Below are 25350 nucleotides of genomic sequence, written 5' to 3' on the forward strand. Positions count from 1 at the left end.
CTAGATCCCATGCCCTGCTTACGTTTCCGGATGTGGGTACTTTTCCTGAACAGGCTTATAACCGTCGATTGGGCTCATTAATTCGTCCAGATCCGGCAATTTCCCACTCATTTGGAAGTTGTAGGTGCCTTTCAGGTTGATGTTGTACCAGGCAACTGGGGAGGCTTGATTTGACGATCTGGATTTTTTCATCATCCTTCTGATATTCAAAGCTAGTCAGCAACTGACTGAGTATGGCCGAGTTAAAGTAGATTATAGCGTTGGTAACCAGGCGAGCACATTCGTTCCACAGTTGGATCTCCTCATCCGAGCTGCCGCGGAACTGATCACCATTGACGTTGCTGATTGCACGACGCAGTTGGTGGTAAGCCTCGCCTCGATTGAGTGCTCGCTGAACGTAGTCGCGCAGACTGACGTCATCGATGTAGTTGAGTAAATAATTCGCTTTCACCATACGATTGTATTCCGTTAGTGCCCCGAGTAACGGGTGGCTGCTTTTGTAACCTGAGAGCTTTCTAACCAATGTCGCTTGCGTTGTTTTGCGTTCATAAAGTGAGATCATGATCCGTTGTATAGTATCCCAGTGAGCCGCGATGAGCTTGGTGTTGATGGGCTTTTTCAGACTCAATTGGATTTTCTTATCCTTGTCTTCTTTGACATCGAACATCTCATTGATGACACGACCCACCTGAGCATAGCGTGGAGCAAAGCTGTACCCAAAGAGATCTAGCAATGCGAAGTTGATGTGATTGACTCCGTGCGTATCGGTAGACAGTACGTCTGGCACGATCTCGGAACTATTGTTCATCAGTAGATCGAAGATGTAGTGGGACTCGTGCTCGTTAGCACCGATCACACGAGCATTGATGGCCGCATGATTGGCGATCAAGCTCATGGCCGACACGCCTTTTTGCGTGCCAAAGTATTTTGACGAGTAACGTGTTTTAAATGTCTCACGCCGGGATTCGAACTTCTGACCATCAGCACTGGCGTGGATAACATCTTCTTGGATATTGTAGTGCTTGAAGATCGGAAGCTTAGCCGTTGCGTTGTTGATGCGATCGTTGGCTGCGTTCAGTGTTTCTAACCTCAGATAGTTCGCCTGAATGGTGCTGAGCTGATCGTAAGTGCGATCGGATATTTGAGCGATACCATAAATGCCTTGGTTGGTCGCGTTGCCCACCAAGATAGCCAACAGGTCATACTCGTGTGCTCGGCTCTTCGACTGTGCACCCAGTACATGCTTAAAGTCATCAAGGAAGCCTGTGTCGCGATCGACCATTCGCACACATCGGCAACGCCAGTCGTGGGTAGTTGCTGGAAGAACGGATTATTGACCAAGTACTTTTTGTTGGCCGTGGGTAAGCGCCAATGGCGCTTTCCTTTGGGGTTTCTCAGGATAATATTTCGGTTGTCATCGTGTTCTAGATAGTGACTCACTTCTTGTAATCTAACACCCAGGTTTTTGGCCATTTGGTCAATGAGTTTGTTGGGATTGGCGGCTAATTTAGGCAACTGGGTGCGCTCTAATAGCGCGTCTTTTTCTTCTGTCCATCGCTCACGATTGACTAGATCAGCCTCCAAAGCCCTGTATTTAAACACATTTGGCAGTGTGAGCTGGCCATTCAACCGATTGGGGATTTGCAAGTAAAGGAACCATTCGTACCGACCTTTATTCATCACGCCGCTCGAGTCTTGCATGAACGACAATTGCTTCTTGGTAGGCAAGCGGCTATCCATTGCGCCGATTGAGATTTCACCATCGGCGATAAGATCACGCTGCGCACGATGCAGTGTAGCTGCCAGGCGCTGTGTTTTTTCACCGCCTTCAAAGTGCAAGCACAGGAATAGATCACGAAGTAAGCCTTCTCGTAAGCTCACCCGGTGATCGAAGTACTGCCACGTGGCCTCTTCAACCGATCGCTTTTGATCATTCAAAAACAGGCAAACGGATTCCAGATCTTTCGCCGCTAGAAGTTTAAAAGCATGCTGCCGTAACGCCCCAAACGGTTGTTGTTGATCTACTCTGTCGTCGATAAAAAGACGCAACACTTGCGCCGCTTTACTGACGTTACTCGCAGCTCGTTGCCAGTCTTGATAAACAGATTCTCTCGCGTATATTTTGGCTTTCTGTTTTCTTTGAAAAAGATGATGAACAAAGCCATCGGCTATTCGTTCCAGTGCCTGTTGCCAACGCGATTGCAAATAGCACAACAAGTAGAGGCGTTGATAACCAACAGGTTGGCGTTTTAGTTTGGCACCATAGTAAGTCACTCTTTCAGCAAAGTACTGCTGATTCTTCAACGATATTGATAGCTGACTTAAAACCTCATCGACTTCTAGCATCCAAGATTGAATGTGCTGATGTACGGCGAGTTCTTTTTGCAACTCACTCCTTGTAATGTTCTTAGCCGCCATTCTTAACCGCCGTAGAGTCAGTGGGTCATTGCCTTCGACAAAGTCAGACAACATAGAAGTCAAGTCAACAGAGATGAGGTCTTCGAGTTGGCGAATGAGTTGATCGTTGGTAGCACTGACGACATCACTGATCAAGTCTTGCAAAACTGAGTACCCAGGAATGCTAATTTTTTGTGCCGCTAAGTATTCAATAGCCCTGTCAAACAACGCTCGCGGTTGAGCCCATGCTTGTGCGTGTTCGCGAAGGTCTATTGTCAGCGCGGCGCTGTGCCGTTCGTTCTCCCAGCGTTGATGGTTTGTTAATTCGTATATGCGATGATAGATACGCACACGAGTTTTTTGAGTTAGATTGAAGGGACTCAGACCGGAACCGGGAAACACTTCTGAGCAGACATATTTAATATCATGCTTGATCTGGTGGTAGCCGGGACTCAAAGAAATGGGCTTCACTTTAAAGTAGCCGAGCAACACAACGAACATGCAGCGTTGATCACGCCTGCGAATCTTCTGGCACTGGGCCAATTCGATATCATTGAGTGTGAAGAAGAATCGTTGATCGTTTTGATTGAGTGCTGGCGGGCCGAACAAGTCAACAATTTCCGCTTCGGTGAGGATCTTGAGTCGTTTCTCTGTGGTCATAATCGTTACCTAAAGGCCACGATTCTAGCCAAATTACCCTAAAATGTTCGGAAATCGAAAAGTACCCCTCTCGGGAAACGTAGGCGGGGAAAGGGATCTAGCCGTTTATGTCCGTTTACGAGGGAAAATCCCTAGGACCCCTATTAGCTCTTGCGCTGAACATAGGCACCTACAACAGTTTGATAGTGAATTTTCTGTACGAAAGCCCAGAACAGATTGCAGGCATTGTAACCGGCGTACATCCCAGCTCATCAATACTAGATCAACTTATGAGAAAGGGTTCTGAAATTGGCGATAGAGCATGGAAAGAGGGGGGGCTTGTTAAGTGGCGATTTTGGGATGTATCTCGTCGCTGTCATCGTATGGTTAGTCACAGCGATACTCACTGCATACGCCGCATTTCTAATTATAATGTCGAAAGTCGCAATGGCATTATTACTGGCAGTAGGGCCTATATTTATCGTAATGAGCTTGTTTCAGGCAACACAGCGTTTTTTCGAGTCATGGTTAGCGATGGTAATCAATTTCGGACTACTCCTCATCCTGTCCGTTGCCGCCGTTCAAATTGTTATGAATCTATTCTCTCAATTAATTAACGGTGTTCATTCAACAGTAGGTATCTCCACTGGAGATATGATCGCAATAGTGATCATGGTAATAATTAATGGACTGATATTACGGCAAATTCCATCAATGGCATCAGCGCTTGGTGGTGGCGTTGCCTTGGCTACTCAAGGAACCTTTTTCGGTGCAATGCATAAAATGGGTGCTGCTAAACGTCATCTAAGACCAACCAATAAATTTGATAAAATAAACGTCCGAGAAAGGGGTAAAAGCAGAGAAAAACTGGACGAAACAGAGGTGGATAATTGAGCAAAGCCAAGACAGCCAATCCCAACCAGCAAAGTTTCCTGCACCAGAACTTACTGGATCAACTAAACCCCAAGCATCCACTTTTGCTATTGGCCAGACAGATAGACTGGTCATATTTTGATGCTGAATTTGCCCCGCTTTATTCTCATCTTGGAAAGCCCTCGAAACCCATCCGCCTAATGGTGGGCCTCTCGATACTCAAGCATCTGGAAGACCTCAGTGACGAGGTTCCGATTCAACGCTGGATACAAAATCCCTACTACCCGAGTTTTACGGGTGAGATCGAATTCCAATGGCAACTTCCTTGTGACCCCTCCGACCTGACTTACTTGAGAAAGCGTATTGGCAATGAAGGTTTTGAAAAGGTCCTGGCTGCCTCTATCGCCTTACATCAAGAAAAGGCGATCGAAGATGAAATGTGTATCGACACTACCGTACAAGAGAAAAACATTACCTTTCCAACTGATGCAAAGCAGTACCGAAAGATACACGGGCAGTTACTCAAGATGGCCCGAGCAGAAGGTATCGTGCTCAGTCGAAACCATGAGAAGGAAGTAAAAATTCTCAAGCTCCCCACCCGATTTGCCACACATCCGAGGAATCGTAAAAAGGCACGTAAGGCTGTAAAGCGATTAAAGACCATCAGCGGCCGATTACTGCGTGAAATACAGCGTAAGATGACCGCAGAACAACAGAAATTCTATCTCTGGATAATTTCGCTTTAGCCAGCCAGATATCTGCTCATGAGACCACTCTTTTGAAAGCTTATCGGCTACGATTTTACGAAGATTATCTCACTGGGAAAGTCTACACTGCTTTAGCCTACGAGCACGATCCCAAGCTTTACTATCAGCAATATTTGCACGATAGCGGTTCATTCCCCCATTGTGCTGAATTTCCCTGCTTATGGTTGAGGGTGAGCGATCAAGGTCTCTTGCTATCTGACGCAAAGACAAGCCTACGGAAAGCCCTCTGGATATTTCTTCATGTTCTTCCAGGCTGAGAGCATTTTGAGATCGTTTGCGAACTGAAGGGCAATATCCTCCAAACAGTCTTGGCACACCAAAAATTGATGCAGGCTGTTTTTCGAGGGCACGGCCTATATCACTAAGTGATTCTCCCTTCCGCCAACGTGACCATAGTTCTTATTTTTGATCATCTGTGAGTCCAGGTCTGCCAAGTCTTGCCATCACATAATCTCCATAAATTGATCATTGAGTATAATGTGTTGCATTAACCCATTGAATCTACAGCGGCGTTCTTCTCTTGTTTCCTACGGTCATAACTTCCCCAGTCGGCTGTCCTAGGCAGGTATATCGGCCCGATTATCCAGGATTCAGTCGTCTTTCAACCCATAACCCGTCCATAGTAGAAGAGTGCTCGATTTCTTTATAAAAACCTGCTTTTATTTCGCCTGTTTGGCTAATCTTTTCCTCTCTTGCGAGAGTCCAGCCGATTTGAACTGAGGATAGTGTGAAAAATGATGCTGTTGGGTGGAGAAGTATCTTACAGGCGAAAAATGACAGTTCCAGGTTATCTAAAGTGTGGTGTCAGCACCGGAACGACGCATTCCTGGCTGGATACTGATCAGTTTTACTGCATTATCCTGGGTCTGGAGTATCTCCACCGGATAGCCTTTCAACAATAGGCTGGTGCCAGGCTCCGGGATGGTCTCCATGTATTCGATTATCAGGCCATTGATCGTTCGTGGGCCATCTGTGGGAAGTTGCCAATGGAAAGTGCGTACCAGCTCTTTTACATTGGCGCTGCCTGCAACCAGGAAACTGCCATCTTGCTGTGGCTGGACATCCTGAACGCTGTCTGCCGGATCGGTGGTGAACTCTCCCACGATCTCCTCCAACAGATCGGCCAAGGTCACCAGCCCAAGCAGGTCACCATATTCATCGACAATCAGACCAAGCCGTTGTGTCTCCCGCTGAAAATTAAGCAGCTGTCTATTGAGTGGTGTCCCTTCAGGGATGAAGTAGGGGAGGTCAGTGATTTCCCGAATGATATCAGTGGTCAGGCTGCCCTGAGTCAGTGCATACATAGCTTTCCGGAGATTTATGATGCCTACTAGGTTATCGATGCCACCGTTAAATACCGGTAGCCGCGTGTAGGGGCTGCCTTGCAGCTGTTTGATGATCTCATCAATCGGTTCTTCAAGATCGATTCCGTCCACTTCGTTGCGGGGAATCATGATGTCTTCCACCTCGGTCTTCTCCAGATCGAGAATACTCAACAACATTCGCTGATGCCGTTTGGGTATCAGTGCCCCCGCTTCCATCACAACGGTACGCAACTCCTCCTGACTGAGGTATTGATTATTATTATCGTCAGGAGATACCCCGAGCTGTTTCAACAGTGCATTGGCAATGCCGTTAACCAACCAGACCAATGGATAGAGCAGTCGGAGCAGAGGGCTGTAGACAAAGGATGCGGGAAACGCTAGGCGCTCGGGATGTAGTGCCGCAAGGGTTTTCGGTGCAACTTCGGCAAAAATCAGAATAACCAGCGTCAGCAGGCCGGCTGCCATGGCGATAGCAGCCTCGCCCCCCAGACGCAGGGCGATGATTGTGGCGATCGACGAGGCCAATATATTGACAAAGTTATTGCCGAGCAGTATCAGGCCGATCAGTCGATCAGGGCGCTGAAGTAACTTTGCTGCCTTGATTGCCCCAGCGTGGCCGATTTTAGTGAGGTGCTTCAACCGATAACGGTTAAGTGTCATTAGGGCGGTTTCAGAACCCGAGAAGAAGGCAGAAAGCATGATCAGAAGTGCGAGTATGGCAAAAAGCGCACTGGTTGAAATATCATTCAAGTGAAAGACCTTATTTTAATCAATATGGAGTATCTTTCTATGTTGATCATGAGGCTATGTCAAGAGTGTGGAAATTCTGGTAATGGCTCAGTTTGAATAATCGCCGCTTTGCAGAATGCTTGACCGCTCATGCTATATGGGGTCCTAGGGATTTTCCCTCGTAAACGGACATAAACGGCTAGATCCCTTTCCCCGCCTACGTTTCCCGAGAGGGGTACTTTTCGATTTCCGAACATTTTAGGGTAATTTGGCTAGAATCGTGGCCTTTAGGTAACGATTATGACCACAGAGAAACGACTCAAGATCCTCACCGAAGCGGAAATTGTTGACTTGTTCGGCCCGCCAGCACTCAATCAAAACGATCAACGATTCTTCTTCACACTCAATGATATCGAATTGGCCCAGTGCCAGAAGATTCGCAGGCGTGATCAACGCTGCATGTTCGTTGTGTTGCTCGGCTACTTTAAAGTGAAGCCCATTTCTTTGAGTCCCGGCTACCACCAGATCAAGCATGATATTAAATATGTCTGCTCAGAAGTGTTTCCCGGTTCCGGTCTGAGTCCCTTCAATCTAACTCAAAAAACTCGTGTGCGTATCTATCATCGCATATACGAATTAACAAACCATCAACGCTGGGAGAACGAACGGCACAGCGCCGCGCTGACAATAGACCTTCGCGAACACGCACAAGCATGGGCTCAACCGCGAGCGTTGTTTGACAGGGCTATTGAATACTTAGCGGCACAAAAAATTAGCATTCCTGGGTACTCAGTTTTGCAAGACTTGATCAGTGATGTCGTCAGTGCTACCAACGATCAACTCATTCGCCAACTCGAAGACCTCATCTCTGTTGACTTGACTTCTATGTTGTCTGACTTTGTCGAAGGCAATGACCCACTGACTCTACGGCGGTTAAGAATGGCGGCTAAGAACATTACAAGGAGTGAGTTGCAAAAAGAACTCGCCGTACATCAGCACATTCAATCTTGGATGCTAGAAGTCGATGAGGTTTTAAGTCAGCTATCAATATCGTTGAAGAATCAGCAGTACTTTGCTGAAAGAGTGACTTACTATGGTGCCAAACTAAAACGCCAACCTGTTGGTTATCAACGCCTCTACTTGTTGTGCTATTTGCAATCGCGTTGGCAACAGGCACTGGAACGAATAGCCGATGGCTTTGTTCATCATCTTTTTCAAAGAAAACAGAAAGCCAAAATATACGCGAGAGAATCTGTTTATCAAGACTGGCAACGAGCTGCGAGTAACGTCAGTAAAGCGGCGCAAGTGTTGCGTCTTTTTATCGACGACAGAGTAGATCAACAACAACCGTTTGGGGCGTTACGGCAGCATGCTTTTAAACTTCTAGCGGCGAAAGATCTGGAATCCGTTTGCCTGTTTTTGAATGATCAAAAGCGATCGGTTGAAGAGGCCACGTGGCAGTACTTCGATCACCGGGTGAGCTTACGAGAAGGCTTACTTCGTGATCTATTCCTGTGCTTGCACTTTGAAGGCGGTGAAAAAACACAGCGCCTGGCAGCTACACTGCATCGTGCGCAGCGTGATCTTATCGCCGATGGTGAAATCTCAATCGGCGCAATGGATAGCCGCTTGCCTACCAAGAAGCAATTGTCGTTCATGCAAGACTCGAGCGGCGTGATGAATAAAGGTCGGTACGAATGGTTCCTTTACTTGCAAATCCCCAATCGGTTGAATGGCCAGCTCACACTGCCAAATGTGTTTAAATACAGGGCTTTGGAGGCTGATCTAGTCAATCGTGAGCGATGGACAGAAGAAAAAGACGCGCTATTAGAGCGCACCCAGTTGCCTAAATTAGCCGCCAATCCCAACAAACTCATTGACCAAATGGCCAAAAACCTGGGTGTTAGATTACAAGAAGTGAGTCACTATCTAGAACACGATGACAACCGAAATATTATCCTGAGAAACCCCAAAGGAAAGCGCCATTGGCGCTTACCCACGGCCAACAAAAAGTACTTGGTCAATAATCCGTTCTTCCAGCAACTACCCACGACTGGCGTTGCCGATGTGTTGCGAATGGTCGATCGCGACACAGGCTTCCTTGATGACTTTAAGCATGTACTGGGTGCACAGTCGAAGAGCCGAGCACACGAGTATGACCTGTTGGCTATCTTGGTGGGCAACGCGACCAACCAAGGCATTTATGGTATCGCTCAAATATCCGATCGCACTTACGATCAGCTCAGCACCATTCAGGCGAACTATCTGAGGTTAGAAACACTGAACGCAGCCAACGATCGCATCAACAACGCAACGGCTAAGCTTCCGATCTTCAAGCACTACAATATCCAAGAAGATGTTATCCACGCCAGTGCTGATGGTCAGAAGTTCGAATCCCGGCGTGAGACATTTAAAACACGTTACTCGTCAAAATACTTTGGCACGCAAAAAGGCGTGTCGGCCATGAGCTTGATCGCCAATCATGCGGCCATCAATGCTCGTGTGATCGGTGCTAACGAGCACGAGTCCCACTACATCTTCGATCTACTGATGAACAATAGTTCCGAGATCGTGCCAGACGTACTGTCTACCGATACGCACGGAGTCAATCACATCAACTTCGCATTGCTAGATCTCTTTGGGTACAGCTTTGCTCCACGCTATGCTCAGGTGGGTCGTGTCATCAATGAGATGTTCGATGTCAAAGAAGACAAGGATAAGAAAATCCAATTGAGTCTGAAAAAGCCCATCAACACCAAGCTCATCGCGGCTCACTGGGATACTATACAACGGATCATGATCTCACTTTATGAACGCAAAACAACGCAAGCGACATTGGTTAGAAAGCTCTCAGGTTACAAAAGCAGCCACCCGTTACTCGGGGCACTAACGGAATACAATCGTATGGTGAAAGCGAATTATTTACTCAACTACATCGATGACGTCAGTCTGCGCGACTACGTTCAGCGAGCACTCAATCGAGGCGAGGCTTACCACCAACTGCGTCGTGCAATCAGCAACGTCAATGGTGATCAGTTCCGCGGCAGCTCGGATGAGGAGATCCAACTGTGGAACGAATGTGCTCGCCTGGTTACCAACGCTATAATCTACTTTAACTCGGCCATACTCAGTCAGTTGCTGACTAGCTTTGAATATCAGAAGGATGATGAAAAAATCCAGATCGTCAAACAAGCCTCCCCAGTTGCCTGGTACAACATCAACCTGAAAGGCACCTACAACTTCCAAATGAGTGGGAAATTGCCGGATCTGGACGAATTAATGAGCTCAATCGACGGTTATAAGCCTGTTCAGGAAAAGTACCCACATCCGGAAACGTAAGCAGGGCATGGGATCTAGCCGTTTATGTCCGTTTACGAGGGAAAATCCCTAGGACCCCAATTATAGTAATATTCCGGCTTTTACGAGAAGCCTATGCCTTATAAAGAACGCCTGACCGTACTCCACGAAGCAGAAATTAACGATTTATATGGCGTTCCCAGCCTGTCACTGGAAGAAAAACGTATCAGTTTTACTCTGAATGATCTGGAGCAGGACGTTATTAAATCCATCAGGGATCGCAATCATAAATGCTATGCTATTGGGGTTCTGGGGACATTCCGTCCTAAAGTGACACTTATCTCTACAGCCCATACCCCACAAGGCCTACAGAGGTGGCTTAATTTTCATTTTGCACGATTGATTGCATAATTTCATCCAAATCTAGTAGGTTTTGTTCAAAGCTAAAGCTGTAAGTTCCGTTCAAATTGATGTTATGCCAAGCCACTGGCGAAACTTGCTTAATAATTTCCAACTTCTTATCGTCACTTTCCCCCTCAAAATGCTACAGACTAATTGGAAATCTCATCCTTGTCATGGCTCTATTTTTGGGGGAAAGGTCAGGTCTGCCGTCACTGCCTGTAGTCTTTCCAGGGCACATACTTCATCGAGTTGCGCACCATGTGAACAATACAGAGCTGGACCTGAGTCTCGGGAAACGCTGTATTGATTGCGTCTGGAAAGCCCTTTAGGCCATCAACACAGGCTATCAGTATATCCTTCACGCCGCGATTCTTGAGCTCTGTGAATACATTGAGCCAGAACTTGGCACCCTCATTCTCTGACAGCCAGAGCCCCAACAATTCCTTGTGGCCCTCCATGTTCAGAGTTAGAGTTATAGTCAAATCTGGTGTTTAGCCAGTTGAATCAAGCGGCGACCTGATCGACTCCTGCTACCTCAAGACCCTCTTTAAATTTGATTCCGGTTATCACCTTCGCCAGATAATCGAAACCCCGTAATCGTCTCCACGTCTTCTCGGGACACAGGCCGAGTTTGAACATCATGTGTAGCATGCCGTCACGCGATAGGCAGCCCTTGGAACGCTTGGTTCGATGGCGGATTGTCCCGAAGGTGGATTCAATAGGATTGCTGGTCCGAATGCTCTGCTAGTGCTGCGCAGGAAATTGATAGAAAGCCATCAGTTCCTCTCGGTCTTTGTGCAGACAGATGGCAGCCTTCGGATACTTTGGCTCATACGTTTTGATAAACAGATCAAAGGCCTTTTCCGCATCGGCCTGGGTCTCCGACTGCCAGATGTTATGCAGTGCCTGCTTCGCTTTCGGCTGAGCTGACCTTGGCAGGCAGTTCAGCACGTTCATGGTCTTGTGCATCCAGCAGCGCTGCTGACGCGTCTCTGGATACACTTCCTCCAGTGCAGCCCAGAAGCCCATAGCACCGTCTCCGATTGCCAATTTGGGCGGGTTTAGTCCGCGTGACTTCAGTTTCAACAGTACCTCCCGCCAGCTCTGTGTGGACTCCCGTACACCATCCTCAATTGCCAGAAAATGCTTCTCACCACGCTCATTCACGCCGATCACCACCAGGGCACACAGCTTCGTCTGCTCTGCTCTCTGTCCGCTGTAGACACCGTCTGCCCACACATACACCCAATGGCCCTTATCCAGGAGCTCCTCGCACCAGCTCCGATATTCTTCTGTCCAGACCTGCTTCAGACGCGATACCCTGCCGGCCGACAAGCCTGTTGCATCCGGACCCACCAGCACTTTCAGGGCTTCACCCATCTCTCCACTGGAAATGCCCTTGTTAAAGAAGTGGTTTCTGGCCATCTATTTGTTGACTCAGCGTAAAAAGAGTACTTCTGCCTTGCAACTGTCCCGTGAAATTGGTGTGAACTACAATACAGCCTGGAAGCTCAAGCACAAACTGATGCAGGTGATGATGGAACGTCAGAGTCAAAAAAAACTGGCTGGTCGCATCGAGATGGATGATGCCTGTATTGGTGGTGAGAAACTGGGAAAGCGTGGGCGAGGGTCTTGTAATAAAATCCCTTTCGTGGCAGCTGTTGAGACGACGCAGGACGGCAGGCCAATGAAGATCCAACTGCGTTGGCTCCGCGGTTTTCAGAGTGCGGAGATCGCTCGATATGCCAGATCCAGTCTGTGTGCTGGCAGCACAGTTCTTTCTGATGGGCTCTACTGCTTCAGAGCAGTTACAGATGCTGGATGTGATCGTATGCCTATCGTCACTGGTGGTGGGCGAAAGTATACCCAGCTCTCCACCTTTAAATGACTGAATACCATGCTTGGTAATATCAAGAATGCTTTGCAGGGAACCTTTCATGCTATTCGTAAAAAAACACGTACCTCGTTATCTCGCCGAGTTTGAATATCGCTTTAATCGCCGGTTTAATCTTCCGGCTATGATTGAACGATTACTCTGCGCCGCGTTACGTACACCACCGATGCCTTATCCCCTCCTGAGGATGGCTGAGGTTTATGGGTAATCAGGTATATGTTTGACGAAACAGTGCGCTCACCTCCACATTGGCCTCGCCATCGCTCAGACCCAGCGGCTCGATCACCGGGCTGTCCGGCATCTCGTCCTTAAGCGTTATCGCCTGTTTCTTGATACCATGAATAAGCTCCATAATCCGCTTGTTCTCCAGCCACGCCTGACCATCCAGATACTTACGCAGCTGTTCCACCAGATGGTTGTTGGTCTGGTAGACCTTTATCGATTCATCCATCGAATCGGGCTGCTCCTGCGCGTCATTCAACAAACCGCCGACCGCCGCCACCAAAGTCTCCAGCTCCACCTGGCGAACATCAGCGAGCAACTTGTGCGCGGTATCTTCGGCCTGGTAAAAGCGTTCACGAACCTGGATGGCATTCAGCGTTTCGAGGCGTCCGGCTCTTATGTCGGTAATTTCCCGATCGATCTCCCCCCAACTCTGCTATACGCACCCGCACCTGTGGGTCCCGCTCGCTCCCTGGGAAGATCTCCTGCAGCCACTCCACCGCCTTTTCAGTTGCAGGTGTCAAATCGAACACCGGCTCGTCGCTCTGCGCCGTGTAATATTTGAGCAGGGAGAGTGAGCTCTCGCACTCCAATCATCCAGATAACGCTGGGCGCTCTTCGAGTAGAGCGCCTCGCCATGTATCTGCCGTAACTGATAAAGATAGTCATCCAGACGGGAGACCAGATCGGATTGCGCCAAGGAGCGCCGGTTGACCTTGATGAATTGTAATAGAGAAAACTGATAATCAACGGGCCATTGTCCGCCGCCAGAAGTTTCAGCGTTGGATAAGACTGCTTCAGACGCAGCAGATACTCATAGTCCAGGGATTGCCAATCCTCATACTGCGGTGATTTCTGTTCGATAGAGACGCTCATACCGGGTTGGTTTTAACCGCTGAAAATGGAAAAACCTAATGCGCATCTCTAACCCGCAGAAACGATGCAAATCGGGGAATACCATTATTGGTGAAGCTCTGGTACTTGAACGTAATCACTCTGCCGACAGCAGGTGGTACCGCTCGCTCCCGGTCTGTCAGTCCAGAGCCAATATAGAAACGCTTACCACCCTCAATCTCTACCCACAAGGCTCCGGTCATCCCCTGATATTTTCCTTTGCCGGGCCGGTATCCGATCACCCTGCCCTCCATATCATCGAAACGTTTCACCTTGAGTGCATTGAAACCGCGTCCAGTTTCATAAAGACTACTGGGATTTCTCAATACCAACCCCTCACCATCCGCTGCTTCCACTGCCTTCAGTCGTGCCATGAGATGGTTCTTATCGCGACAAATCACTTGAGGGATAATCCGGAGATGCGCAACCGGTTCTCTTTTCAGGTAGTCGCGAAGTTGACCAAGACGGGTAGGCAGACCACCCTGCGCATTGGGGACCTCAAAAATATTGTAGGTGATGTCGTTCCAACCCGAATGCGGTTGGCTTTGTGAGGTAATGGAGTGTATCTCTTCGAAGCGTTTCCGGGAAATCCACAATTCACCATCCAGCTCAAATGAGGGGAGCTTTTCGGTGAACCAGAGGTGTGCGGCAAACGCATTTCCCTGGCGGGATAGCAATTGTCTGCCATTCCAATAGGCCCGTACACCATCGAGCTTCTCCCTCATATACCAGCCGTTTGTATTCATCGACTGCTGATATTTTGTCAGTAGCAGAAGATCAGGCGCTGCCGCATGAGTTGCCAAGGCGACAAATAGGGTAAAAAAACCAGCCAAACAGATCCCTGTTCTATTCATTGATCACACCTCCCTGTTGATCGATTGAACTCACATATTAACTAACTACCAGGATCGACTCAATATCATTGATAAAGCCATTTTTTGAGCAGACTGGTCAGGAAAGACATCACCACATAGGTCATCAACAGGACAACAATCGCAGTCAATAGAAAGATACGAGGCAGAAAAGGATCAAGCAGCAGACTTAACAGGGTAACCAGAGAAAAAATACCGATCCAGATGACCAGGGCCATTTTATATTTTGGTGGGTGTGGGACAGGCCCGGTTTGATTGGGAATGGCGAACCATGACTCCAGCCCAGTGAAGATTTCCACCGTTCCTGTTTCACTGACCTCTTCAGCAACACCATGCCACTTCTGACGTTCATCCGACTGCTCCCACAGCGCCAGATTTTCCTCACTATCAAATTTAAAAATGATGCGATAGTCGCCCCCTTTTCCCTCTTCCGGTTTGAATATACTGACACCCAAATGCCCCTGATGCTTCATGGCACATTGGGTAATTCCTTTCAGGTAGGCTTCAAATTTCTCTTTCCGGCCCGCTTTGGGACGACGGGTAACCAGCACCGGACACCCTATGTTCCATCTGAAGCATTCATATCGACTCCCATAGCGATCAGATACAGCGAAGGGAGAGCCTACCGGCACCTCCCCTTCTGCAATCATTCGCCCTAGCTTACTCTAATCAGACAAATCGCATCCCGACACTGCCCAGGCCCTGGAAGCGGGCATTGACGTTGTCGCCTTTCTCTACGGCCACTGCGGCAGTGATGCCACCGGTCAAAATCAAGGTTCCGGCAGGTATCTCTTCACCCCGCTCTCCCAGCATGTTGGCCAGCAATGCAACACTGGCGGCAGGATGACCCAGCACGGCCGCAACGGCACGACCAGCAAGACCTTGCAAACGGAAGATGGCCAGTTTGAACTGGATACCCCGCGAGATAGAGCGGGCAGCTTTGAACCTCAGCTAGTTAAGAAGCACCAGCGTCGATTTACCTCAATGGATGACAAGATCCTCTTCTTGTATGCCCAAGGTATGACAACCCGCGAAATCGTCACGACATTCAAGGAGATGTATGGGGCCGATGTCTCTGCCACACTCATATCCAAAGTCACTGATGCAGTTATCGAACAGGTTGTTGAATGGCAATCTCGCCCCCTGGATGCGATTTATCCTATTGTTTATCTGGACTGCATTGTCGTTAAAATCAGGCAAGACAAGAAAGTGATCAACAAAGCGATTTACCTCGCTCTGGGCGTTAACCTGGAAGGCCACAAGGAATTATTAGGGATGTGGCTATCGGAGAATGAGGGGGCCAAATTCTGGCTGAACGTGTTGACAGAGCTTCAAAACCGCGGTGTGAAGGATATTTTGATTGCCTGTGTCGAAGGCTTAAAAGGCTTTCCTGATGCCATCAACACGGCCTTTCCGGATACCCAGATTCAGCTCTGTATCGTGCATATGGTACGGAACTCGATGAAGTACGTGCCCTGGAAAGACTACAAGCCTGTCACGGCTGATTTGAAAAAGATTTACCAGTCCATCACCGAGGAAGAAGCCTTATTGGCGCTGGATAAATTCTCTGACCGGTGGGACAATAAGTACCCCCGGATCAGCCGCTCCTGGCCTGCCCATCGGCAGAATATCAACACGCTGTTCAGCTACCCGGAGGACAAACGAAAAGTGATCTGCACGAACAACACCATTAGCCGCTGAACAGCGTCATTCGCAAAGTGATCAAAAAACGGAAATTATTTCCAACCGATGACTCGGCAAAGAAGGTAATCTATCTGGCAATCCAGGCCGCATCGAAAAAGTAGACAATGCCGATCCGTCATTGGAAACCAGCACTGAATAGATTTATGATTGGGTTCGGAAGAACGCTTAGCGGTATACATTTAACCCAGGCAGTTACACAGAAAACTTTACAGGCTCTATGTCGATGGCCTAAGGGCTTTCCAGACGCAATCAATACAGCGTTTCCCGAGACTCAGGTCCAGCTCTGTATTGTTCACATGGTGCGCAACTCGATGAAGTATGTGCCCTGGAAAGACTACAAGGCAGTGACGGCAGACCTGAAGAAAATATATAAGTCTGTCACCGAAGATGAAGCGCCACTGGAACTTGATAATTTCTCTAACCGATGGGACGACAAATATCCCCAGCTCAGCCGTTCGTGGCGTAGCCACTGGCACAATCTTAATACCCTGTTTGGCTACCCTGAGGACATCCGCATGGCAATCTATACAACCAATGCCATCGAGTCAATGAACAGCGTGGTTCGCAAGGCAATTAAAAAACGGAAGCTATTTCCGACCGACGACTCGGCAATGAAAGTGGTGTATCTGGCGGTGCAGCAAGCATCAAAAAAATAGACCATACCGATTCGCAATTGGAAACCAGCACTGAATAGATTTATGATTGGGTTCGGAGAACGCTTGGCGGAGTACATTTAACCCGGGCAGTTACACGGAAATCGTTACACCCTCTTTACAGGCTCTCTAGCAAATCAGGCGAGCCCGGTATCTTCACGCTCGTTTTTCTGGTAGCGTCCATATCCATATCTCGCTTCATCCGGCCAGCCACACCAACCGACGCATGTTGTACACCAAATTCATCATACCAATCTTCACACCGACCCTGACTTGCCCGATGCTACGCACCAGTCGATTGGCCTGCTGGGCAAACACGCGCTCAACTCGAGCCCGAACTCTTGATCGTTTTCGGCTTGCCTCTTGCTCCCGTTCATTTAAGAGGCGTTTGCGTGTCGACTTGCGATGAATATGACTGCGGTAAAGCGGCTTCCCGTTCTACACTGCGGTAAGCAGAATCGGCCCAGACACTGCCATTACTGTTGTTCTCATCCAGCCGTTCCTCGAAGACCTGGCTGTCGCGAACTTCTGCTGATGTGATGGCGTACTTGCGAATGACCTTGTGCTTCCGGTCTATGCTGATGTGGCTTTTGTACCCATAGTGGGTTTTACCATGCTTCAGCTATAACGATCCCGTATTTGGAGCTCTGTTTTGATCATCGGACAGATTGTACAAATGCTGTAGGACCAACACCTTGAACATCAGTACCCCATCGTAAGGTGGACACCCACCTTTACTGGGATCACTGTTTTTATAAACTAAGCCCAACAATACCCGAAAACCTCCTAGTCTACGATTCTTTCCAGCTTTGGCAGCGGGTCTCCCAGTTGCTCAAGGAGTTCAAGTCGGTCTTGATGATCAAAGAAACTCGGTTGCATGGCTTTTACCAATGGTTGGTTGAATTGGTTACCATTAAGCTAGCGGCCAAATACACTTACTAGGCAGCGTACTTTATGTGAATCACATTGAAGTAACTTTTTACTCGTTCAGACCTCTTTTGCAAGGCTTGCATACAGGATCGTGTTCTCTTTTTCAGATCGTTCGCAGAACGAATCGCTCCTCCGCTATGAAGAGGGTTCAGTTCCGGTGAATAGGCAGGCAAAAAAAGACTTCCTGGATGGTCAAGGTGCGTAGCAGAGGCTTCCGCAACAAGGATCAATTTGCCAATGCAATCTACCTCCATCTTGGAAGGCTGAATCTTTATCCTGAGGGAGTGGCTGGGTGATACTTACTCTCTTGGTCAGGAGAAGAGCCACGTAAAAGATACATGAGCCTATGGCGTTTTTTGCACTCTTAATGACGATAAGAGATGATTCGTGGTGCTCCTGTGTAAATAAGATTTCATAGCCTCATTTTACCAAGCATTCAGATCATCTCTTTTTAGCCATCCAGGTGATGCACTTTGGAGTTGAATCCACCTTCCAAAATGGGCGGAGAATCAGATCTAAAAGGTTCAGGGACGACTACTTAGAGGTGGCCAGAAAAATCGCCCGTCGTGGAGCAGGGTGCCCTTCAATCGTCAACTCAGGGTTATCCGGGTCCAGATAATCTGCCAGGGACTCAAACTCCATCCACTCGGTCTTGCGTTGTTCTTCCACCGTGGTGGTGGTGACATCCAGGATTCGAACATTCCTGAATCCACAACGCTTCATCCAGCCGGCAAGCGTTTTCGGTGTTGGGATAAACCAGACGTTGCGCATTTTGGCATAGCGCCCTTCAGGCACTAGCACTTGTCCCTCATCGCCATCAATCACAAGGGTTTCAAGTATCAGTTCCTCCCCTTGCCTCAGGCAGCCTTTAAGCTCATACAGGTGATCGATGGGGGAGCGACGATGGTAAAGAACTCCCATGGAAAAAACCGTGTCGAAGGCGTGAAGATTCGGTGGAACATCCTCTATCCCCAGTGGTAGCATATGCACTGGAGCACGACTGCCGAGAGAGTGTTGGACAGCGAGAAACTGTGCCAAAAACAGCTGGGTTGGATCAATGCCGATCACCAATCGGGCACCAGCCCCCGCCATTCGCCAGCAGTAATAACCATTACCGCACCCGACATCCAGTACCATACGATCTTCAAGAGATGCAATCTGGGATGCCAATCGATCCCATTTCCAGTCGGAGCGCCACTCGGTGTCAATAGTAATGCCATGCAGATCATAAGGCCCTTTGCGCCAAGGGTGCATCTCTTTCAGCAGCTGCCTTATTTTTTCCTCTACAGCGGCTTCCAATCTGTGATCAGACGCGATAGAAACGGTTGCATTGTTCAGCTCGACTTTGCCTGTGGGTAGCTTCGGTAATCGTCCGATCGCTCCTGTCCAACGGTCAAAATCACCATGCAGCTCTTGCTGAAAGCATCTTTCTAGTCTACCAGGAAGGGATTCCGCCCAACTCTCCAGCGGGGTATCCTGCATCAGCCGATATAGGCCCGAGTAATCGATCATTTGCGGGCCACCAGTGAGATAAAATTGAAGCACTGAAACCAGACATCTGCCCGACTGAATCCTGCTTCTCTGAGCCACTGGTTATGCACGCTCAGCGGCTCGGGTATCAGCACATTCTCGAGGGCACTGCGTTTCCCGCTGATCTCAAGATCGTTATAACCATTGGCCCGCTTGAAAGCATGATGCATCTCAATCTGCAGTCTCTCCTCTTCCGGATCATCGAAGGTGATTTTTTCTGATAGAACCAGAATTCCTTTGGGACACAGGCCGTTGTGGATTTTCTTCAACAGTTGGGAGCGTTGAGCAACCGGGATGAACTGGAAGGTGAAATTCAATACTACGATAGAGGCATCTGTTATCTCTATATCCTGAATATCGGCGCATACTAGTTCGATAGGGGTTTCATTTTTTGCTGCGTTTATCCGTTCTCTGGCCCGATCCAGCATTGCTTCAGAATTATCCACTCCAATGACACGGCATCCCGGAACTTGGATGCCACCCTGCATCGCTATGGCTGTTGCCCCAAGAGAGCAGCCGAGGTCATAACAGAGAGAGTCAGCTTGGGCATACTCCGTTGCCAGAACGCCGGTCATGGCAATCACTGATGCATAGCCTGGGACCGAACGATTGATCATATCGGGGAAAACCCGGGCGATAAGCTTGTCGAAAACGAAGTCTTCCTGCATCGCTTTTTGGGTTGCGTAGATATGGTCACGGTTGCTGCTCATGGTGTAATTCTATTCTGCTACGTCGATTGTTAAATCTAGAGAGCCTCTGAGCAATTCATGAATCGGTGTTTGACGGCTGAAATCTCCCGGCTCTGTGTTGAAAATCTTGCCAATAGCCCGCTATTACCGGCAATTTTCGCCTCGATCTGGAGATAGTATCGTCATAAGATTCTAGCCTAGGGCATCATACTCCTAATCTGGATAGCGGCAATAAATGAACGGGTGTTTTTTGCATAGTGTGTTGCAATACCACGCCGGCGTTTAAGATGTAGAAATGCATTCTCGACCAAATGTACTAATTTAGTACAGATGCCTGTCATGTTCTCGCTGCTCTTTTCTGTATCTTCTTTGGTGGAATAACAACGCTTATATTCTGTAATTTTGCCTTCTCTAATATCTTGTGTATCGTAAGCCTTATCAGCCAAAAGACATTCGTCTCTAAGCCCATCAAATCAGTGTGCTAGCCTGCGTGCAATCAGCTCTGGTGCCTTTCATAAGAATGAATCTGATCGGCATACCATGCGCATCCACGGTCAAGTGGATCTTGGTGTTAAGCTCCCTTTTGTACGGCTCATATCTTGATTGCCTCCTACCGCACCTGCTGCATGTGGGTGAACCTTGATATGACTGCCATCAATCATAATCCATTCAAAGTCCGGCTCATCAATTATCTGGGACAATAAATCCTCCCATATACCCCCATAAAAACATCTAAAAACCTTCGTAAATCAGCGATCATAGTAGCCAATTCAACCAACCGTTGATAAAAACCATGCAACCGAGTTTTTTGATCATCAAGAGCGACTTGACGTCCTTGAGCAACTGGGAGACTCGCTGCCAAAGCTGGAAAGGACCGTAGACTAGAAGGCTTTTGGGGTATTGTTGAGCTCAGTGTTGGGTGCGCTGACGCTGAATTACATTCCGGTTATAAAAACAGTGATCCCAGTAAAGGTGGCGTCCACCTTACGATGCGGTATTGATGTTCAAAGAGTTGGTCCTACAGCATTTGCTCAATCTGAACGATGATCAAACAGAGTTCCAAATACGGGATCGCTATAGCTTTTGTCGTTTTCTTGGGCTGAGCCCGGAGGGTAAAGGTCCCAGATACCAAAACGGTTTGGGTGTATCCTGAGCGCCTGAAAGAACGGGGCCTTGTTGATAAACTCTTTTCAGAGCTGTTGATTTAGATTGATGCAGCAGGCTTCAGTGCTCGCAAGAGACAGATTGTAGATGCCGCTATCGTTCCAGTACCCAGGCAGCGTAATACACGAGAGGAAAATAGGCAGATCAAAGCCGGGGATAGCCCCGAGGCATGGGGTGATAACAAACGCAGTCAGAAGGATGTTGCAGCACGCTGGACCATGAAGCATGGCAAAACCCACTATGGGTACAAAAACCACATCAGCGTAGACCGGAAGCACAAGGTCATTCGCAAGTATGCCACCACATCAGCTGAAGTTCATGGTAGCCAGGTCGTCGAGGAACGGCTGGATGAGAACAACAGTAATGACAGTGTCTGGGCCGATTCCGCTTACCGCAGTCAGATTCGTCCCAAGTCGACACGCAAACGTCCCTTTGAATGAACGGGAGCAAGGGGCAAACCGAAAACGATCAAGAGTTGAGCACGTGTTTGCCCAGCAGGCCAATCGACTGGTGCGCAGCATCGGGCAAGTCAGGGCCGCCGTGAAGATTCGTATGATGAATCTGGAGTACAACATGCGTCGATTGGTGTGGCTGGCAGGATGAAGCGAGGTATGGGTGTGTGGATGCTGCTAGAAAAACGAGCGTGAAGATGCCGGACTCTCCAGATTTGCTAGAGACTATTGGTCTTTGTCGGATTTTTAGGGGTTGTCTCAACAATGCCCTAGTGATTTGCTGAGATACAGCGCAGTTCTCTCAATTTCAGCACATAAATAAAAACGAGTAGACTCATTATCTTCCCGGATGAGCTATTGTAATCACTGGGCAGAGCATTATACTGCACCGCCTGATACACCCATGACCACGTCTCTTCCCCCACCAGGAACCCCTGATGCCCGATGCCAATCCTTCTGCCCCCAGTTTCAGCGATCTGAATCTGCCTGCCTCACTGTTGTCCGTGCTTGATGAGGTTGGCTATGAAACTCCTTCCCCAATTCAGGCAAAAGCTATTCCCCATCTGCTGAAGGGGCTGGACCTTTTGGGGCATGCTCCCACCGGCACCGGCAAGACGGCCGCTTTTGCCTTACCTCTACTGTCGCGCCTGAATATCCGCAGCAAGCAGGTCCAGGTGATGGTGCTTGCCCCGACCCGTGAACTGGCGATCCAGGTGGCAGAAGCCTTTCAGCGTTATGCCTCTCACATCAAAGGATTTCATGTTTTGCCCATCTATGGCGGACAGGACTATTCCGGGCAGATACGGCAGCTGAAACGGGGCGTACATGTGGTTGTCGGTACCCCGGGAAGGGTGATGGATCACATGCGCAAGGGCACGCTCAAGCTGAATAATCTGCAGGCGCTGGTATTGGATGAGGCGGATGAGATGCTGCGCATGGGTTTCATCGATGATGTCGAATGGATCCTGGAGCAGACGCCTGAGAAACGTCAGATGGCGCTCTTCTCGGCGACCATGCCGAGACAGATTGAGCGCATCGCACGGCGTTATCTGCATGACCCGCAGGAGATCTCCATCAAGACCCGTACCGCTACGGCGGAGACCATTCGCCAGCGCTATTGGCTGGTCAGTGGCCTGCACAAGCTGGATGCGCTGACCCGGATACTGGAGGTGGAGTCCTTTGATGCCCTGCTCATGTTTGTGCGCACTAAGATCGCTACCGTAGAGTTGGCACAACGGCTGGAGGCCAGAGGCTATTCGGCTGCGGCACTGAATGGCGATATGCCACAAAAACAGCGGGAGCAGATGATCGATCGCCTGAAAAAGGGCTCACTGGATATCCTGGTCGCCACCGATGTCGCCGCACGAGGCCTGGATGTGGAGCGGATCAGTCACGTGGTCAACTATGATATCCCTTCTGACACTGAAGCTTATATTCATCGCATCGGACGCACCGGGCGGGCGGGCCGCGAGGGCGATGCGATCCTGTTTGTCGCGCCCCGGGAGCGGCGGATGCTCAGCGCTATCGAAAAGGCGACGCGGAAGAAGATTGAGCCGCTGGAGCTGCCTTCGACCGAGGTGGTTAACAATAAACGGATAGCAGATTTCAAACAGAGTATCAGCGATACCCTGGCTTCCGGTGAATTGGATTTCATGCAAAGCATGCTGGAGCAGTATCAGCAAGAGCACGATGTACCCGCCCTGGAGATTGCCGCAGCGCTTGCCAAGATGACCATCGGTGATAGACAGTTGTTGCTGAAGCCGGAAAAAGAGCGGCCTTCACGCTCAAAATCTGAGTCGCGGCAGCGCAAAGAAAAGGGTGAACCGCGTCAACGCAGAGAACGGAGTGAACCGAATCAGCGCAAGGAAAGAAGCGAGCCACGTCAGCAAAAAGAACGAAGTGAGCCGAGCCAGCGCAAGCGGCAGACTAGGCCTGAGAAGGGCATGGAGCGGTATCGGATCGAAGTTGGGCACCAACACGAGGTCAAGCCTGGCAATATCGTCGGTGCCATTGCCAATGAGGCGGGGCTGGATGCAGAACACATCGGACATATCGATATTCAAGACGAATTCAGTCTGATCGACCTGCCCTTGGGCATGCCGAAAGATATATTTCAGGATCTCAGAAAGACCTGGGTATGTGGTCAACGCCTCGATATTTCACGGCTGGAGCAGCCAGGAAAAAAGAAAAAGAGCGGAAACAAAGCTAAAAAGAGAAAGAAAACAGGCAGCTAGTTAAGTTTTCTGTTAGACTGCCGCGTTTTCGGGTGCTTGACCGGTTAGCACCCTAGCGGCCTTAAGGCCGCCGGAAAAATTTTGAGTCGTTCGTCCCCCACCTCAAATCAGGTGGCAGGGGCTCCGCTTAATTAACAAAATCCCCTTATCCAGCCCAGACCGGCTCCCGCTAGCAGATGCTAACCCAGGGAGGGCAAGACTGGAGTAACAATCCCCAATGTCATTTGATACCCTCGGCCTGTCGGCCGAACTTCTGCGCGCCATCAGCGAGCAGGGCTACACAGAACCAACCCCTATTCAACGCCAGGCAATCCCCCTTATTATGGAAGGGAAAGATGTTCTGGGTGGTGCCCAAACCGGCACCGGCAAGACCGCAGGCTTCACTCTGCCGCTGCTTCAACGGCTGACCCTAAGTCCCTCTCATAAAGGCCGGCGCCCTGTTCGGGCGCTGATTCTTACTCCTACCCGCGAGTTGGCAGCCCAGGTCGAAGCGAGCGTGGATACCTATGGCCGTCACCTGCCGCTGAAATCAGCCGTGATTTTCGGCGGGGTTAAGATCAACCCACAGATAGAAAAATTGCGCAGGGGCGTGGATATCCTGGTGGCAACACCGGGCCGGCTGCTGGATCACGCCGGTCAGAAGACGGTGGATCTGTCGCAAGTGGAAATTCTGGTGCTGGACGAAGCAGACCGGATGCTGGATATGGGCTTCATCCACGATATCCGCAAGATATTTGCATTGCTCCCGGAGAGCAGTGCACGGCAGAACCTGTTGTTCTCCGCCACCTTCTCCAATGAGATCAAGCAGCTTGCCGATCGTTTGCTCAACAGCCCTGTACTGATTGAAGTGGCGCGCCGCAACATGACTGCTGAACGGATCGAACAGGTTGTTCACCCGGTGGACAAACTCCGCAAACGGGAACTGTTGAGCCACCTGATCAGTTCGCAAAATTGGTATCAAGTGCTGGTCTTCACACGCACCAAACACGGTGCCAATCGTCTGGCTCAGCAGTTGGAGAAGGATGGTCTGAGCGCTTCGGCTATCCATGGCAATAAAAGTCAGGCTGCCCGTACCCGGGCCTTGGCCGGATTCAAGAGTGGTGAGGTGCAGGTACTGGTCGCCACGGATATTGCGGCCCGCGGCCTGGATATCGACCAGCTGCCCCACGTCGTGAACTACGAATTACCCAACGTGCCGGAGGACTATGTACACCGTATCGGCCGTACCGGCCGTGCCGGTAACGAAGGTGAGGCTATCTCCCTGGTGTGCGTGGATGAACTCAAACTGCTGCGGGATATCGAACGGCTGCTGAAACGCGAAATCCAAAAAGTGGTTTTGGATGATTATGAGCCGGATCCCAATATTAAGGCTGAGCCCATTCAAAACGGACGCAACGGCAAAGGTCGTTCACAGCCACGGAGACAGAGTGAGGGCCACCGGCGGGGCAGGGCATCGGCCAGTAAATCGGCCGAAGCCAGGAGAAACACCAATACAGAGCGCTCTGAAGAGGGACATACTCCGTCGAAATCCCCACACAAGCATGTTCGGCGTAAAGCTGGCGATTCCCAGGCAAAACAGCCGCATCGGCACCCCCGTTCTGGTCAGGGCAAGGCCGCCCAGGGTAAGGAGAGGGCTGCGTTGCTGGGTGGTGGGTTCAGAAACAAATAGGGTTGAGTATGTAT

General features: G+C 49.4%; 18 protein-coding genes and 10 pseudogenes. 12 read left to right on the forward strand and 16 right to left on the reverse strand.

The features are described from left to right. Window positions 1-18 precede the first annotated feature (18 nt). Window positions 19-3057, reverse strand: a pseudogene (locus MN084_RS09665) (Tn3 family transposase). Between the two features lie 107 nt (window positions 3058-3164). On the opposite strand from MN084_RS09665, the pseudogene MN084_RS09670 reads away from it, so the two are divergent. Both MN084_RS09670 and MN084_RS09675 read left to right on the forward strand, forming a co-directional pair. Then, window positions 3165-3930, forward strand: a pseudogene (locus tag MN084_RS09670) (type IV secretion system protein). Further along, a complete protein-coding gene (locus tag MN084_RS09675; RefSeq protein ID WP_330178001.1) occupies window positions 3927-4655 on the forward strand; it encodes a transposase in 729 nt (242 codons plus the stop codon). The pseudogene MN084_RS09670 and the gene MN084_RS09675 overlap by 4 nt, the downstream one beginning before the upstream one ends. Before the next feature lie 69 nt (window positions 4656-4724). Here MN084_RS09675 and MN084_RS19630 read toward each other — a convergent pair whose 3' ends face one another. Beyond that, a complete protein-coding gene (locus tag MN084_RS19630; RefSeq protein ID WP_445083814.1) occupies window positions 4725-4991 on the reverse strand; it encodes a helix-turn-helix domain-containing protein in 267 nt (88 codons plus the stop codon). Between the two features lie 476 nt (window positions 4992-5467). Further along, entirely contained in the window at window positions 5468-6751 is a 1284-nt protein-coding gene (locus MN084_RS09680; RefSeq protein ID WP_241086559.1) for an HlyC/CorC family transporter, read from the reverse strand. 279 nt (window positions 6752-7030) lie between these two features. Between MN084_RS09680 and MN084_RS09685 the strand changes: the two genes are divergently transcribed. Together MN084_RS09685 and MN084_RS09690 are read left to right on the forward strand one after the other, a co-directional pair. Beyond that, window positions 7031-10069 (forward strand): Tn3 family transposase, encoded by a 3039-nt coding sequence (locus MN084_RS09685; RefSeq protein ID WP_241086558.1) that lies wholly within the window; start codon window positions 7031-7033, stop codon window positions 10067-10069. A gap of 93 nt (window positions 10070-10162) precedes the next feature. Beyond that, the gene (locus MN084_RS09690; RefSeq protein WP_241086557.1) at window positions 10163-10438 is read left to right on the forward strand and encodes a DUF4158 domain-containing protein; all 276 of its coding nucleotides are present in this window, start codon (window positions 10163-10165) and stop codon (window positions 10436-10438) included. Between the two features lie 206 nt (window positions 10439-10644). Here the strand turns inward: MN084_RS09690 and MN084_RS09695 are convergent. After that, window positions 10645-10893 (reverse strand): annotated as a pseudogene (locus MN084_RS09695) (transposase); the annotation flags it as partial. Window positions 10894-10933: 40 nt separating this feature from the next. After that, window positions 10934-11830, reverse strand: a pseudogene (locus MN084_RS09700) (IS256 family transposase); the annotation flags it as partial. 1 nt (window position 11831) lies between these two features. On the opposite strand from MN084_RS09700, the pseudogene MN084_RS09705 reads away from it, so the two are divergent. Beyond that, window positions 11832-12531: pseudogene (locus MN084_RS09705) on the forward strand (IS1595 family transposase); the annotation flags it as partial. On the opposite strand, the gene MN084_RS09710 reads toward MN084_RS09705, so the two are convergent. The 6 genes and pseudogenes from MN084_RS09710 to MN084_RS09730 form a co-directional block, all read right to left on the reverse strand. Next, on the reverse strand, window positions 12532-12864 hold the full coding sequence (locus tag MN084_RS09710) for a DUF3375 family protein (protein WP_241086556.1): 333 nt from the start codon (window positions 12862-12864) through the stop codon (window positions 12532-12534). It lies immediately after the preceding pseudogene. A gap of 27 nt (window positions 12865-12891) precedes the next feature. Further along, window positions 12892-12966: pseudogene (locus MN084_RS19635) on the reverse strand (hypothetical protein); the annotation flags it as partial. Between the two features lie 86 nt (window positions 12967-13052). Then, on the reverse strand, window positions 13053-13421 hold the full coding sequence (locus MN084_RS09715; protein WP_241086555.1) for a DUF3375 domain-containing protein: 369 nt from the start codon (window positions 13419-13421) through the stop codon (window positions 13053-13055). 35 nt (window positions 13422-13456) lie between these two features. Further along, entirely contained in the window at window positions 13457-14293 is an 837-nt protein-coding gene (locus MN084_RS09720; protein WP_241086554.1) for a DNA ligase, read from the reverse strand. Window positions 14294-14358: 65 nt separating this feature from the next. Then, window positions 14359-14961: an antibiotic biosynthesis monooxygenase gene (locus MN084_RS09725; RefSeq protein WP_241086553.1), complete on the reverse strand. Its 603-nt coding sequence runs from the start codon at window positions 14959-14961 to the stop codon at window positions 14359-14361. Window positions 14962-14980: 19 nt separating this feature from the next. After that, window positions 14981-15178 (reverse strand): annotated as a pseudogene (locus MN084_RS09730) (4-oxalocrotonate decarboxylase); the annotation flags it as partial. Between MN084_RS09730 and MN084_RS09735 the strand changes: the two are divergent. Both MN084_RS09735 and MN084_RS09740 read left to right on the forward strand, forming a co-directional pair. Continuing rightward, window positions 15113-16188: pseudogene (locus MN084_RS09735) on the forward strand (IS256 family transposase); the annotation flags it as partial. The pseudogenes MN084_RS09730 and MN084_RS09735 sit on opposite strands and share 66 nt — an antisense overlap. 57 nt (window positions 16189-16245) lie before the next feature. Next, window positions 16246-16752: pseudogene (locus tag MN084_RS09740) on the forward strand (IS256 family transposase); the annotation flags it as partial. A 289-nt stretch (window positions 16753-17041) separates the two neighbouring features. On the opposite strand, the gene MN084_RS19640 reads toward MN084_RS09740, so the two are convergent. The 5 genes and pseudogenes from MN084_RS19640 to MN084_RS09760 all read right to left on the reverse strand — a co-directional run. Then, complete coding sequence (locus tag MN084_RS19640; RefSeq protein WP_445083958.1) at window positions 17042-17290, reverse strand: transposase; 249 nt, start codon at window positions 17288-17290, stop codon at window positions 17042-17044. After that, the gene (locus MN084_RS19645; protein WP_445083959.1) at window positions 17291-17371 is read right to left on the reverse strand and encodes a hypothetical protein; all 81 of its coding nucleotides are present in this window, start codon (window positions 17369-17371) and stop codon (window positions 17291-17293) included. Between the two features lie 761 nt (window positions 17372-18132). Next, window positions 18133-19110 (reverse strand): tRNA 5-methoxyuridine(34)/uridine 5-oxyacetic acid(34) synthase CmoB, encoded by a 978-nt coding sequence (gene cmoB, locus MN084_RS09750; RefSeq protein WP_445083815.1) that lies wholly within the window; start codon window positions 19108-19110, stop codon window positions 18133-18135. Continuing rightward, a complete protein-coding gene (cmoA, locus tag MN084_RS09755) occupies window positions 19107-19838 on the reverse strand; it encodes a carboxy-S-adenosyl-L-methionine synthase CmoA (protein WP_241086552.1) in 732 nt (243 codons plus the stop codon). The genes cmoB and cmoA overlap by 4 nt, the downstream gene beginning before the upstream one ends. A 176-nt stretch (window positions 19839-20014) precedes the next feature. Further along, window positions 20015-20536 (reverse strand): annotated as a pseudogene (locus MN084_RS09760) (IS5 family transposase); the annotation flags it as partial. Between the two features lie 281 nt (window positions 20537-20817). Here MN084_RS09760 and MN084_RS09765 point away from each other — a divergent pair. The 5 genes from MN084_RS09765 to MN084_RS09785 all read left to right on the forward strand — a co-directional run bounded on the left by MN084_RS09765 (window position 20818) and on the right by MN084_RS09785 (window position 25336). Next, window positions 20818-20970 carry a transposase gene (locus MN084_RS09765; protein WP_241086551.1) on the forward strand — a complete coding sequence of 51 codons (153 nt, stop codon included), beginning with the start codon at window positions 20818-20820 and terminating at the stop codon, window positions 20968-20970. A 106-nt stretch (window positions 20971-21076) separates the two neighbouring features. Then, entirely contained in the window at window positions 21077-21421 is a 345-nt protein-coding gene (locus MN084_RS09770) for a transposase (protein WP_241086597.1), read from the forward strand. Further along, entirely contained in the window at window positions 21414-21584 is a 171-nt protein-coding gene (locus MN084_RS09775; RefSeq protein WP_241086550.1) for a hypothetical protein, read from the forward strand. Before MN084_RS09770 ends, MN084_RS09775 begins: the two co-directional genes overlap by 8 nt. 286 nt (window positions 21585-21870) lie before the next feature. After that, window positions 21871-23667 carry a DEAD/DEAH box helicase gene (locus tag MN084_RS09780; protein ID WP_241086549.1) on the forward strand — a complete coding sequence of 599 codons (1797 nt, stop codon included), beginning with the start codon at window positions 21871-21873 and terminating at the stop codon, window positions 23665-23667. A 217-nt stretch (window positions 23668-23884) separates the two neighbouring features. Further along, window positions 23885-25336, forward strand: coding sequence for a DEAD/DEAH box helicase (locus MN084_RS09785; protein WP_241086548.1), 1452 nt, complete (start codon window positions 23885-23887; stop codon window positions 25334-25336). The last annotated feature ends 14 nt before the right edge of the window (window positions 25337-25350 follow it).

Source organism: Candidatus Vondammii sp. HM_W22, assembly GCF_022530855.2.
In the GTDB taxonomy this organism is placed as follows: domain Bacteria; phylum Pseudomonadota; class Gammaproteobacteria; order Chromatiales; family Chromatiaceae; genus Vondammii.

Excerpts from the sequence above, each read along its gene's own strand:
- cmoB (WP_445083815.1), bottom strand. The coding sequence starts at position 19,110 with ATGATCGATTACTCGGGCCTATATCGGCTGATGCAGGATACCCCGCTG.
- MN084_RS09685 (WP_241086558.1), top strand. The coding sequence starts at position 7,031 with ATGACCACAGAGAAACGACTCAAGATCCTCACCGAAGCGGAAATTGTT.
- MN084_RS09765 (WP_241086551.1), top strand. The coding sequence starts at position 20,818 with ATGTTCAAAGAGTTGGTCCTACAGCATTTGCTCAATCTGAACGATGAT.
- cmoA (WP_241086552.1), bottom strand. The coding sequence starts at position 19,838 with ATGAGCAGCAACCGTGACCATATCTACGCAACCCAAAAAGCGATGCAG.
- MN084_RS09720 (WP_241086554.1), bottom strand. The coding sequence starts at position 14,293 with ATGAATAGAACAGGGATCTGTTTGGCTGGTTTTTTTACCCTATTTGTC.
- MN084_RS19645 (WP_445083959.1), bottom strand. The coding sequence starts at position 17,371 with ATGTTCAAGGTGTTGGTCCTACAGCATTTGTACAATCTGTCCGATGAT.
- MN084_RS09690 (WP_241086557.1), top strand. The coding sequence starts at position 10,163 with ATGCCTTATAAAGAACGCCTGACCGTACTCCACGAAGCAGAAATTAAC.
- MN084_RS09715 (WP_241086555.1), bottom strand. The coding sequence starts at position 13,421 with ATGAGCGTCTCTATCGAACAGAAATCACCGCAGTATGAGGATTGGCAA.
- MN084_RS09725 (WP_241086553.1), bottom strand. The coding sequence starts at position 14,961 with ATGATTGCAGAAGGGGAGGTGCCGGTAGGCTCTCCCTTCGCTGTATCT.
- MN084_RS09780 (WP_241086549.1), top strand. The coding sequence starts at position 21,871 with ATGCCCGATGCCAATCCTTCTGCCCCCAGTTTCAGCGATCTGAATCTG.
- MN084_RS09785 (WP_241086548.1), top strand. The coding sequence starts at position 23,885 with ATGTCATTTGATACCCTCGGCCTGTCGGCCGAACTTCTGCGCGCCATC.